Source organism: Aquimarina sp. MAR_2010_214, from assembly GCF_002846555.1.
Lineage (GTDB): Bacteria > Bacteroidota > Bacteroidia > Flavobacteriales > Flavobacteriaceae > Aquimarina.
Genome location: NZ_PJMS01000001.1, coordinates 2,240,819 through 2,253,173 on the forward strand (window position 1 = coordinate 2,240,819; position 12,355 = coordinate 2,253,173).

The 12,355-nt window shown below is 32.1% G+C and carries 11 protein-coding genes; 10 read left to right on the top strand and 1 reads right to left on the bottom strand.

Annotation, left to right across the window (positions count from 1 at the left end; all coding sequences use genetic code 11):
* Window positions 1-63 precede the first annotated feature (63 nt).
* On the top strand, window positions 64-1,425 hold the full coding sequence (locus ATE84_RS09440) for a pyridoxal-phosphate dependent enzyme (RefSeq protein WP_101447728.1): 1,362 nt from the start codon (window positions 64-66) through the stop codon (window positions 1,423-1,425).
* 139 nt (window positions 1,426-1,564) lie between these two features.
* A complete protein-coding gene (locus tag ATE84_RS09445; RefSeq protein ID WP_101447729.1) occupies window positions 1,565-2,545 on the top strand; it encodes an AraC family transcriptional regulator in 981 nt (326 codons plus the stop codon).
* A 368-nt stretch (window positions 2,546-2,913) separates the two neighbouring features.
* On the opposite strand, the gene ATE84_RS09450 is transcribed toward ATE84_RS09445, so the two are convergent.
* Window positions 2,914-3,768, bottom strand: a complete 855-nt coding sequence (locus tag ATE84_RS09450; protein WP_101447730.1) for a peroxiredoxin family protein — start codon at window positions 3,766-3,768, stop codon at window positions 2,914-2,916.
* Window positions 3,769-3,964: 196 nt separating this feature from the next.
* Here ATE84_RS09450 and ATE84_RS09455 point away from each other — a divergent pair, with 196 nt between their 5' ends.
* The 8 genes from ATE84_RS09455 to rpsU all read left to right on the top strand — a co-directional run bounded on the left by ATE84_RS09455 (window position 3,965) and on the right by rpsU (window position 12,348).
* On the top strand, window positions 3,965-5,245 hold the full coding sequence (locus ATE84_RS09455) for a DUF2851 family protein (protein ID WP_101447731.1): 1,281 nt from the start codon (window positions 3,965-3,967) through the stop codon (window positions 5,243-5,245).
* Window positions 5,246-5,274: 29 nt separating this feature from the next.
* Complete coding sequence (locus ATE84_RS26550) at window positions 5,275-5,496, top strand: PspC family transcriptional regulator (protein WP_024768898.1); 222 nt, start codon at window positions 5,275-5,277, stop codon at window positions 5,494-5,496.
* Window positions 5,493-6,509, top strand: coding sequence for a TrkA family potassium uptake protein (locus ATE84_RS09465; RefSeq protein ID WP_101447732.1), 1,017 nt, complete (start codon window positions 5,493-5,495; stop codon window positions 6,507-6,509). Before ATE84_RS26550 ends, ATE84_RS09465 begins: the two co-directional genes overlap by 4 nt.
* A 99-nt stretch (window positions 6,510-6,608) precedes the next feature.
* The gene (locus tag ATE84_RS09470) at window positions 6,609-8,216 is read left to right on the top strand and encodes a sodium:alanine symporter family protein (RefSeq protein ID WP_101447733.1); all 1,608 of its coding nucleotides are present in this window, start codon (window positions 6,609-6,611) and stop codon (window positions 8,214-8,216) included.
* Window positions 8,217-8,231: 15 nt separating this feature from the next.
* Window positions 8,232-9,110, top strand: a complete 879-nt coding sequence (locus tag ATE84_RS09475) for a helix-hairpin-helix domain-containing protein (RefSeq protein WP_101447734.1) — start codon at window positions 8,232-8,234, stop codon at window positions 9,108-9,110.
* 153 nt (window positions 9,111-9,263) lie between these two features.
* Window positions 9,264-10,430, top strand: a complete 1,167-nt coding sequence (locus tag ATE84_RS09480; protein ID WP_101447735.1) for an acyl-CoA dehydrogenase family protein — start codon at window positions 9,264-9,266, stop codon at window positions 10,428-10,430.
* Window positions 10,431-10,685: 255 nt separating this feature from the next.
* Window positions 10,686-12,065 (top strand): alpha-amylase, encoded by a 1,380-nt coding sequence (locus ATE84_RS09485; RefSeq protein WP_101447736.1) that lies wholly within the window; start codon window positions 10,686-10,688, stop codon window positions 12,063-12,065.
* A gap of 88 nt (window positions 12,066-12,153) precedes the next feature.
* Window positions 12,154-12,348 carry a 30S ribosomal protein S21 gene (rpsU, locus tag ATE84_RS09490; protein WP_024768892.1) on the top strand — a complete coding sequence of 65 codons (195 nt, stop codon included), beginning with the start codon at window positions 12,154-12,156 and terminating at the stop codon, window positions 12,346-12,348.
* Window positions 12,349-12,355: the final 7 nt, after the last annotated feature.

Consider the following 12,355-nt stretch of genomic DNA (forward strand, 5'->3'; position numbering starts at 1 on the left):
TCGATAATCTAGATCGTATCTTTGGCATGTTGAAATACCTTATGAGGTTGTAAATTATAACGAGTGGAATACGCAAAAAACATACTAGAAACCATTGGAAATACACCTTTGGTTCAACTGAATACACTGGTGAAAGATGTAGATGCTTTGGTGTTGTCTAAATATGAAACTTTTAATCCCGGGAATTCTGTAAAGGATCGGATGGCTTTAAAAATGATAGAAGACGCAGAAGCAGATGGTCGATTACAGCCAGGAGGAACCATTATAGAGGGTACATCAGGAAATACAGGAATGGGATTAGCCTTGGTAGCTATCATAAAAGGGTATAAGCTGATTTGTGTGATGGCAGATAAGCAGTCTAAGGAAAAAATGGATATTCTTAGAGCTGTAGGAGCAAAGGTAATGGTTTGCCCAACTAATGTAGAACCGGATGACCCAAGATCTTATTATTCGGTTTCTAAGAGATTGGCAGAAGAAACTCCAAATTCCTGGTATGTTAATCAGTATGATAACCCCTCAAATGCGCTGGCACATTATGAAAGTACTGGACCCGAAATTTGGAAACAAACAGATGGTAAAATAACACATTTTATTGTTGGAGTAGGTACCGGAGGTACTATATCTGGTGTGGGAAAATATCTAAAAGAAAAAAATCCAAATATTAAGATCTGGGGAATAGATACCTATGGCTCTGTATTTAAAAAATACCATGAAACTGGGATTTTTGATGAAAACGAAATTTATTCCTATATCACAGAAGGGATTGGGGAAGATATTTTGCCAAAAAATGTAGATTTTTCTGTTATCGACGGGTTTACTAAGGTAACAGATAAAGATGCGGCAGTATATACTCAAAAACTTGCAAAAGAAGAAGGAATGTTTTTAGGTAATAGTGCAGGAGCAGCTATAAAAGGATTACTTCAATTAAAAAAACATTTTACCAAGGATGATGTTGTCGTTGTTTTATTTCATGATCATGGTAGTAGGTATGTAGGGAAAATGTTTAATGATGATTGGATGCGGGAAAGAGGTTTTCTGGATGAAGAAGTATATACAGCCGATGATTTAGTGAAAAATCATATCGAAAAACCCTTGATTACTGTTAAAACAGAAGAACTGGTATCACATGCTATCGAGCGTATGCGTAAATTTAAAATTTCACAAATACCAGTAGTTGATAGTGATGGATTTGTTGGTTCTGTAGATGAAAGTGCTCTTTTTACGGCCTTTTTGGATGATAAAAATACAGGAAGTACACCAATCAAAGATGTTATGAAAAATCCTTTCCCGATTGTAAATGCTAAAACTTCACTTGATGAGATATCCAAGCTTATTAAAAATGGAAGTTCTGCTGTTTTAGTTACCTTAGAAAACGGAAAGCACCATATCATTACAAAGTATGATGTTATTAGTCATATAAAATAAATTCTTATATTTAAATAATAATTCACCCCCTCTATCGGCTTTTTTTGTAGGCTAATAAAGGGGTTTTGTTTATCTTTTTATAGGTCACCAGGAATACATCTATGTAGACTAAAGATGATAAGTGTAAAATAAGGGTTGTATGTGTAAGTATTTGTTTGATTTTTCTAATATAGACAAGCTAAGTGACTATTTTAGATCTAAATTAAGTCCGAATAGTTCTAAGGGGCGAATTTATTTTCCTTCAGAAATTGGAGAAGGGTATTTATTGTATTATAAAATATCTCCGGAAGTCTTTCTTCTTATAAATAATTATAAAGCTAATACGGATATTGAATATGTAAGAAGGCCTATAGAAGAAAAGGATATTATACTTCATTTTAGGAAATATGCTTTAGATCATCAGTTAGAGAAAGATCAGATTGTAAGTCGATATTCTGACAGCTATACTCCAGGTAATATGAGATGTATGGATGCTCGACAGGGAGAACAAATATTTATTCCAAAAGGAGCAGAAATAAAATCGACTATGATTGTATTAAAAAGTTCGTACACCCAGCCTTTTTTTATAAAAAATAGCGATATGGCAGAGAAACTTGATAATTATATTCGCTATTCTCACCAGCATATTAATAAGTTTTATCTTTCTTATAAGCAATCAAATCTTTTTGATCAGATCGTACAACCGGATATAGATAAAGTAGAGAACTATCTTTATTTTATTGCTCGAGGTATTCGGTTATTAGAAACTTTCTGGAAAGATGTATTAAAATGGGAGACGGAGAGCAATCCTTTTAATATTAATTGTGGGCAAGTTGGTAATATTTATAAAGTAAGTGATTATCTTAAGAACAATCTTAAAGAGCCTTTTGTAGGAGTTGATCAATTAGCTGCAATGGCACATATGAGTCGCACGAATTTTTTTAATATGTTTAAAGAAATTCATAATCAGACTCCATTAGAATTTTTTAATAATAAGCGACTAGAAATTTCATATAACATGATTATCGGAGAAGGATTATCAATACGCGAAGTAATGGATACACTTAATTATTCTAATTCTTCAAAATTTAAAAAAGCATTTTTTAATAAGTTCGATATCTACCCTGATATAAACATGTAATATGTGAAAATCAAATTCTGATTTCTTTATTTGAATAGGTGTAAAAATAAAGATGGTTGCCAAAAGGCAACCATCAATAACCTAACACAAACTCAACTTAGCTTAGGGTTTTGTAATCGTAATATTTTTTGAATGAATTAATTTTCCCTTTAATTCACAACAAAGTAAAGAAATGAATTTGTGGTTGAGTTTTCCATTAATACATAAAACATTACCAATAGTACATTTTTGAGTAAAATTAACTTGATTTTAAGAATTTTATGAGGTAATCGTACTATTTAGGAGGAGTTAGTTTGTGTTTTTCATGTAAATAACAAATCTAACCTTCTTTTTTTAGGGGGTACTAACTAATGTTAGTTAATTTTGAGTTAAAGTACATGATGATCAAGAATTTTTAAAAATAGTTCTGGTTCTGGTCGCACTCTATAATTATTAGTGAGATCTACAAAGATTATTTGCCCCTCTTTATTGGTTATGATTACAGTTGGTAATACGGTATCACTATTATATCCTAGCGCCTGGAATCCCATAGGGAGTCCGTTTTTAGAAAAAATTTGTAATTGCTTAGCAACTTCACTTCCTTGATCTACCAGATAATTGAAATCTAATCCAAATCTTTTTGCAAGAGATTTGGTTTGTTTATGAGGTTGGGGGCTAATAAGGATAATGTTTACATTTCTTTTTTCGAGTTCTTTATATTGTGAAGCAACTTCTTTTATTTGCGCCATACATAATGGACACCAATTCCCACGATAGAATAGAAAAATTGATGGATTGCCTATAAATTTAGAGGTGTTTACATTGTTTTTTTCTGTATCCTGCAATTTAAGCTCTGGTAATTGATTACCAACTTTAATAACTGTGTTTTTTTCTCTATTCCTAAAAGTAGAGTACCATTTTATATATAATATCCACCCTAAAAATAAACCGATCGCTGGTAGGAATCCGTTCAAATCTTGTTCAATAACACCCCCAAATAGTAAGCTAATTAAAAAACCAATAGCTATTGGAAGTGTGTATTTTTTTAGATTGGCATCAGTTCTTGCAACTGGTTTTATGAAAATCAAAATAAAGAGTGTTACGATAGAAACCGAAATAATTAGGTTTCCGATATATCTATAAGATACACCATGGTTAACAAGATGTGTAAAACTGTCAAAAGCAAAGTAAAGAGCAATTACAGGAAAAACAGATATGAAAATAGATTTTAGAATGTTGGTCATTTTATATACTGATTTTGAGGATTAGTCAATGGTATTCAAAAGAGCTTACAGTATTCTAATAAAATTTAGTATTTTCATGGCCAAATTTTAGAAAAGCTATTCTCCTTATTTTCTATCCTACCCGAAATATTTAATAGCTAATTCCACCTGTTTATCTGCAGGTAGGTCTGATAATTATAAACAAGAGATAGAATATATGACTGAGGATTTTTTGCAATACCTTTGGAAATACAAAAAATTTGGATTTACCAATCTTAAGACAACAAAACATGAGGAACTTATACTTCAACAAGTAGGGACTCATAATGTAGAAAACTCTGGACCTGATTTTTTTAATGCAAGACTCATTATCCAAGGACAGAAATGGGCAGGAAATGTTGAGGTACATATTAAATCAAGTGATTGGTACGTTCATAACCATGAGAATGACCCTGCATATGATAATGTAATTCTTCATGTCGTTTGGGAAGATGATGTAGAGGTTTATAGAAATGATAACTCGATTATACCTACACTACAACTTAAAGAGTATGTAAAAGAAGAGCTATTGGTTCGTTATAAGAAACTCTTCGATAAAAATGCTCAACAATGGATTAGTTGTGACAAACAGCTTCCAGAAGTTTCGGATTTTATGCTTTCGAATTGGCAGGAAAGATTGTATTTAGAGCGGCTAGAGAAAAAATCAACTTTAATTTTAGAGCTTTTAGAAGATTCTGCGAATAATTGGGAAGCTGTATTGTTTAGACTACTGTCCAAAAATTTTGGCTTGAAAACAAACGGAATTGCTTTTCTGAGTATAGCAAACTCAATAGATTTTGCAGTACTTAGAAAATGCACAGATCACCTGGGACAAATAGAAGCATTGTTTTTTGGTCAGGCAGGTTTCCTGGAGATTAATACTGAAGGAGAGTATTTCAATACCTTAAAGAAAGAGTATAGGTTTTTGAAAAATAAATTTAAATTAAATACCAATGGAGTAGAACCATTACATTTTTTTAGACTAAGACCATCTAATTTTCCAACAATACGATTAGCTCAGTTGGCAATGTTGTATTTTAAAAACCACCAACTATTCAGCAAAGTAATTAATAGCAATACGATAGATGATTTTTATACTCTTTTCAATGTAGAAACAAGTGAGTTTTGGCAAAACCATTATACTTTTGAAAAAGAGTCAAAAACAAGAAAGAAAAAACTAACAAAATCATTTATTGATTTGTTGTTGATTAATACAATTATTCCCATGAAATTTGTTTATGCCAGAAGTATGGGGCAAAATCCCGAAGAAGATATTTTTGAATTAATTTCTAAATTGCCTTTTGAAAAAAATAGTATTATTAGCAATTTTGCGGACTTAAAAGTACCAATTGAAAATGCGATGCATTCTCAAGCAATGATCCAACTCAAAAATACATATTGTGATCAAAAAGCATGTTTAAAATGTGCAATCGGGAATTATTTATTAAATGGTGAATAGAATTTAGGATAATATATTTATTTTGCGATATGCTTTATAATCTAAGACAATTTTTAGAACGTAACGGGTTTTATGTTTCCTCCAGGTTAGCCGATAGGTTGGGGATGCGAGCTAAAAATGTGCGTTTGTTCTTTATTTATTTAACTTTTGCTACCGTAGGCTTAGGTTTTGTAATATACCTTAACCTAGCATTTTGGTTAAAATTAAAAGATTTGGTTTATACTAAACGAACTTCAGTATTTGATCTATGAAAAAGAGATATAGATGGGGAATACCAAAAATATATATTGCATTAATTTTATTAATTATAGTAGTTGCTATCGGGGTACTAGGGTTTCGGTTTTTTTCAAATTATTCCTGGGTTGATGCTTTATACATGACAGTTATCACCTTGTCTACTGTAGGTTTTGGAGAAGTTCAGCCTTTAGATGATAATGCAAAGTTATTTACTGTATTTCTTATCTCTACTAGTGTAGCCATATTTGCATATTCGGTATCTGTAATAACAGAGTATATTGTAAGTAAAAATGATCCTAGAAGAGTTCAATATCGAAAAACACAAAAAATGATAAATCACATTGAGAATCATATTATTATTATAGGTTATGGTCGTAATGGTAAACAAGCTGCTGCCAAATTGTTAGCATACAATAAACCATTTATTATTATAGAAAAAGACGAAGCCGTAATAGAAAGGTATCAAAATGAAAACCTGCTTTTTCTAAAAGGTAATGCTACAGAAGATGAAGTGTTAACAGAAGCAGGAGTAAGGAAAGCTGATTGTTTAATATGCACATTGCCAGAAGATGCAGATAACCTGTTTATCGTGCTTTCTGCCAGACAAATTAATAAAGGACTCAAAATAATTAGTAGAGCTTCTCAAGATGCTTCTTATAAGAAAATACGATTAGCTGGTGCAGATAATGTTATTATGCCTGATCGTATAGGTGGAGATCATATGGCATCATTAGTAGTAGTGCCTGATTTAATAGAGTTTTTGGATAACCTTTCTATTGTAGGTAAAAGATCTATAAACATCGAAGAAATATCTTTTGAAGATATGTTTGATGATAAAATAGAAAGGACCATTCTTGATATTGATATGAGATCCAGAACAGGATGTACTATTATAGGTTACAAATCACCAGATGGAGAATATATTGTAAATCCAGAAGCTAACACATTATTAAAACCGAGTTCCAGGATTGTAGTTTTAGGTCGCCCGGAGCAAATTAATCTTTTAAATAAGGAATTCGATATTTGATGATTAGAAACATTTAACATGTAAAAAAATTGTAAACAAATGTTTTTTTTACCATCTTGCTCACTTCTTAACAATTAAATTCAATTAATTCACAACATCATGAAGAGAATTCTTCTTTCACTTTTAGCACTTACTATTCCATTTATAACATTCGCACAAGAGACCACAGAAAAGGGGTTAGATCAAAAAATAGATGAAGGTTTTAAACCTGTATCCGATTTTTTCTCTGCTGTAATTTTCTTTGAAGTTTTTGATGGTGCTCCATTTGTTATTATATTATTAGTATTAAGTGCCTTGTTTTTTACTCTGTACTTTGGTTTTCCTAATTTTAGGTATTTTGGAAAAGCAATTAATGTGGTACGAGGGAAATATGATGATGTTGAAGGACATGGTATTGAAGGGCATCCAGAAGTTAATATAGTTGAAGGAGATATTAGAGATACTATACGTGATGAATCTAAAGAAGGAGAAGTTAGTCATTTTCAAGCACTGGCAACAGCAGTTTCTGGTACTGTAGGTAATGGTAATATTGCTGGGGTAGCTTTGGCAATTGCACTTGGAGGACCAGGAGCAACATTTTGGATGATCATCTGCGGATTATTAGGAATGTCCACAAAGTTTGTAGAATGTACGTTGGGAGTTCAATATAGAGATGTAGGAGAAGATGGTACTGTATATGGTGGTCCCATGTATTATTTAAGTAAAGGATTAAAAGAAAGAGGGTTTAAAGTTTTAGGAAAAATTGCAGCAATTATATTTGCTGTATTTTGTATAGGAGGATCTTTTGGAGGTGGTAATGCCGCACAATCTAACCAAGCAACTGTTGTTTTAAAAGAGCTTTTGGATCTTCAAAGTACAGGAGCAGGGTTTTGGATTGGAATAGTTCTGGCAATTCTTGTTGGAATTATTATTATTGGTGGAATTAAGCGTATTGCTTCTGTGACAGAAAAGGTAGTTCCGTTTATGGCTATCTTATATTTGTTAGCGTGTTTATATATAATTTTTGGTAATTTTTCATTGGTTGATGATGCTATAGGGTTAATTATTAGCGAAGCTTTTAATCCAACAGCTATTGGAGTAGGAAGTATCATAGGAGTATTGTTAGTTGGATTTAAGAGAGCTGCATTTTCTAATGAAGCAGGAGCAGGTTCTGCATCTATTGCGCATTCAGCAGTAAGAACTAAGTATTCTGCCAGTGAAGGACTTGTTGCTTTACTAGAGCCTTTTATTGATACTGTAGTGATATGTACAATGACAGCATTAGTAATTATTATTTTCAATTTTGGTGGAGCATTTGAGTATGGAGGTGATGGTTCTGGAGCAGTTTTTATTGATGGAGTATCCTATGAAGGTGCAGGGATAACTTCTATGGCCTTTGCAAAATATATACCTTATTCTAATGTTTTTCTAACCATTGCAGTAGTATTATTTGCTGTTTCAACTATGATTTCATGGTCATATTACGGTTTGCAATCCTGGAAATTCTTATTCGGTAGAGGTAAACTTGCTGATTTAACCTATAAATTATTGTTTTTAACTTTTGTAATAATTGGAGCAGCAGCTAGTATGAGTTCTATTTGGGCATTCTCTGATGCAATGATTTTTGCGATGGTGTTTCCAAATATGATAGGTTTATTCTTCTTATTTCCAGTAGTTAAAAGACAACTGGCGAGATATTTTGAAGCAATAAAAGCATCTAAGAGCTAGTAAGAAATATTTTCTATGAATAATATAAAATCCCATTTCGAAATACATTCACGTTTTCGAAATGGGATTTTTCTTTTATCAATTATCCTATTTATTATGCTTATAGGATATTATTTTTATCCGAAATCGCCTTCGTCTAAGCATGATTTTGCTGAGTTGATCTCTTTTCAGAAACAGATAGACTCCCTTAAGAGTATTGCCGAACAACAAAAAAAAGAGTATCGTCTACAACCTTTTAATCCAAATTTTATCTCTGATCATAAAGGGTACAAACTAGGACTTTCTGCCAGAGAGTTAGATAGACTTCATACATATAGAAAAGATAATAAATGGATCAATTCTATTACTGATTTTAAAAAAGTAACTCAAGTTTCAGATTCTCTTCTAGCGGTTATCTCTCCTTTATTTAAATTCCCAGAATGGACAAAAAAGAGTAATGCTGCGGCAAACAGAAAATATCCCAAAAAGAAATACCCTGTTAAAACATTTAGTCAAAAAAAAGATTTAAATACAGTTTCTAGTGAAGAACTTGAGCAAAGTATTGGTTTGCCTGATTTTGTAGCAGACAGAATAATTAGATATAGAAATAGTGTGGGAGGTTTTACTCTTGATATTCAACTTGAGGACGTTCACGGTCTATATGATTATCAGAAAGATAAAATTTTATCCATGTTTACTGTTAAAACTCCTAAAAAGATAAAAAAGGTAAATATAAATACTGCATCGGTTAACGAATTAGTAGAAATACCTTATTTCGATTTTGAAATGGCGTTGGATATTAAAGATTTTATTGAAAGCAATGGAAGTATTTCTAATTTTGATGAATTAGGAAAAATTGAAGGTTTTTCTCTCAAAAAAATAGATAAAATAAAGTTATATTTGACAATAAATTAAGAATCAATAAAAAACGACTGTGAATTTTGATAAATCTATAAAATGATAATTCATCAATAAACCCATCTTATGGGTTTTAGTTTTATTGTAATATGGAAACAATCATTATAGGGGCAGTAATATGTTAACTAAAAAAAAGTCAAAGTTATCAATATGAATAGTATGTATTTTACAGAAGAACACGAATTATTTAGACAAAGCCTCAGAGAGTTCCTGAAAAAAGAAGTAACTCCACATATTGACAAATGGGAAAAAACTGGAGATATTGATCGGTTTATCTGGGAGAAGTTTGGTGAGATGGGGTACTTTGGAATAGCATATCCAGAAGAATACGGTGGGCTAGATCTTGATCTGTTTTATACTATAATACTTTTAGAAGAACTACAAAAGATTAATTCTGGTGGATTTGCTGCCGCTATATGGGCACATGCATATTTGGCAATGACACATATAAACAAAGAAGGCGATCATAGAATTAAAGAAAAGTACTTAAAACCTAGTATATCCGGTGAGAAAATAGGATGTTTAGGGATTACAGAGCCTTTCGGAGGTTCTGATGTTGCCGGAATGAGAACTACAGCAGTAAAAGAAGGTGATCAATACATAATTAATGGATCTAAGACTTTTATTACTAATGGTGTTTATAGTGATTATCTGGTTATTGCTGCAAAAACAAATCCCGAACTAGGAAATAAAGGAATAAGTATCTTTGTTATTGATAGAGATACTCCTGGGGTGTCTGCCACTAAATTAGAAAAATTAGGGTGGAAAGCTTCTGATACAGGAGAAATTGCTTTTGATAATGTGAAAATTCCTGCGCATAACTTGATGGGAGAAGAGAATAAAGGGTTTTCATATATTATGCAACATTTTGCTTTAGAAAGATTGATAATGGGAGTTAATGCACATGCCCGAACAGAATATGCATTAGAATATGTTATACAATATATGTCGGAGCGAGAAGCTTTTGGAAAGACAATTGATAAATTTCAGGCACTAAGACATACTGTTGCAGATATTGCAAGTGAAGTAGAAATGTGTAAAGAATTTAATTACTCTGTAGCTAAGCGACTTAACGATGGGAAATATGTGGTTAAAGAAGCTAGTATGTCAAAGTTGATTTCTACTAAAATTGCTGACGAAGCAATATACAAATGCTTGCAATTATTAGGAGGTTATGGATATATGGAAGAATATCCGATGGCAAGACTGTTTAGAGATAGTCGATTAGGCCCAATAGGAGGAGGGACTTCTGAGATCTTGAGAGAAGTAATCGCTAAGATTATAATTGATAAAAAAGAATATAAAGCAGCAACGTAGATAGTATAGATTCTTTAGACAAAATTTTTATATATCAAAACCTCGGGGAGAAACCTCGAGGTTTTTTTATGGATTCTAATACCATCTTAAGATCTGAAAATATGTTATTCTCCCTTTGTGTTTATTTATTACTAGTAAAAAATAATAAAGTTTAAAGTTTTATCAACACGCAAACGTTTGAGTGAGATTTCAAACGTTTTCAACTTTCATAAAATACCTAATTTGATAAAAATTTAACACAAACATTAGTTAATTATGAAAATCAACACATTTTTTTATGGACTTATTACTATAACGTTTTTGCTTGTAAGTTGTAGTAAAGATGAAGTTTTGGACGAGACAGCACTCGAGTCTATAGATTTGCAGGAAGCGGTTTCTTCAAAAGCACTAAAACAAATAGGGACAGGAGTGATGATGCAAGCTTTTTATTGGGATGTTCCGGCAGGAGGTACCTGGTGGAATGTTGTTAAAGGAAAAGTTAATGGCTGGAGTAATGCAGGAATCGATGCAATATGGCTTCCCCCTGTAAGTAAAGCTCAGAATGGTCCGCTCTCTATGGGATATGATCCTTTTGATTATTATGACTTTGGTGAGTATAACCAAATGGGAAGTACAGAAACCAGATTTGGTTCACGCTCAGAATTAACCAGTTTAATTACTACGGCACATAATAATAGCTTAAGTGTTATTGCAGATATGGTACTTAATCATAATAGTGGTGGAAATCTAGAGTCGAATGAATTTGCAGGAAAAGATACGTATACCAAGTTTACACCATTATCTGGTAAATTTAATAGGACTAAATATGATTTTCATCCAAATGATATGTATAACTCTGACAGTGGTTTTTTTGGAGGTTTCCCTGATTTAAGTCATAAGAAACCTTATGTGCAGGATTGGTTGTGGAAAAAGTCTAATTCTGTAGCAAAATATTATAAAAATACAATGAAGTTTGATGGTTGGAGATTTGATTATGTAAAAGGATTCGAACCTTGGGTCCCAAAAGAATTTAATCAAGCTGTTGGCGGGTTTGCTGTAGGAGAGTATTGGGATGGAAATGTAAATACATTAAAATGGTGGACGGATCAGGCACAAATGTCTGCATTTGATTTTGGATGTTATTATAAAATGAGAGATGCATTTGTGGGTAACGATCTAAACGCACTTAATGGAGATATGCTATGGAAAAGAAATTCTTCTAGAGCAGTTACTTTTGTGGCTAATCATGATACAGATGAGATTATTAATAACAAAATATTGGCCTATGCTTACATTTTGACCCATGAAGGATATCCTGCAATTTTTTATAGAGATTATGAAGACTGGTTAGATAAAAATAAAATGAATAATCTAATTTGGATTCATAATAATCTTGCAGGAGGAAATACAACAAATCTTTGGACAGATACTGACGAATATATCGCTAGGAGAAATGGTGGAAGCGGTAAAAATGGTTTAGTGGTTTATATTAATAATTCAAATTCATGGCAAGAAAGATGGATTCAGACAAATTGGTCGAATAAGAAAATTAAAGATTATACGGGTCACTCAGGGTGGGAGCCGACTACTCAGGGAGGTAAATGGGTTAAGATTCAGGCACCACCAAAAGGCTATTCTGTTTGGTCTTTGAAATAATATTAAATATTATTGAAGAAAACTTTGTGGATAATAGTTTTGTACTATCTTTGCACACTAATTATTTCTAAAGAAAGGAGGTGCCACTATGTTAATTATACCAGTTAAAGACGGAGAAAATATAGATAGAGCGTTAAAACGTTTTAAGCGAAAATTTGATCGAACAGGAACGATGCGTCAGCTTCGTAAACGCCAAGCGTTTTCAAAACCTTCTGTTGAAAGAAGAGCGCAGATTCAAAAAGCGCAATATATTCAACACTTAAGAGATCAAGAAGAAATTTAAAGGTAAA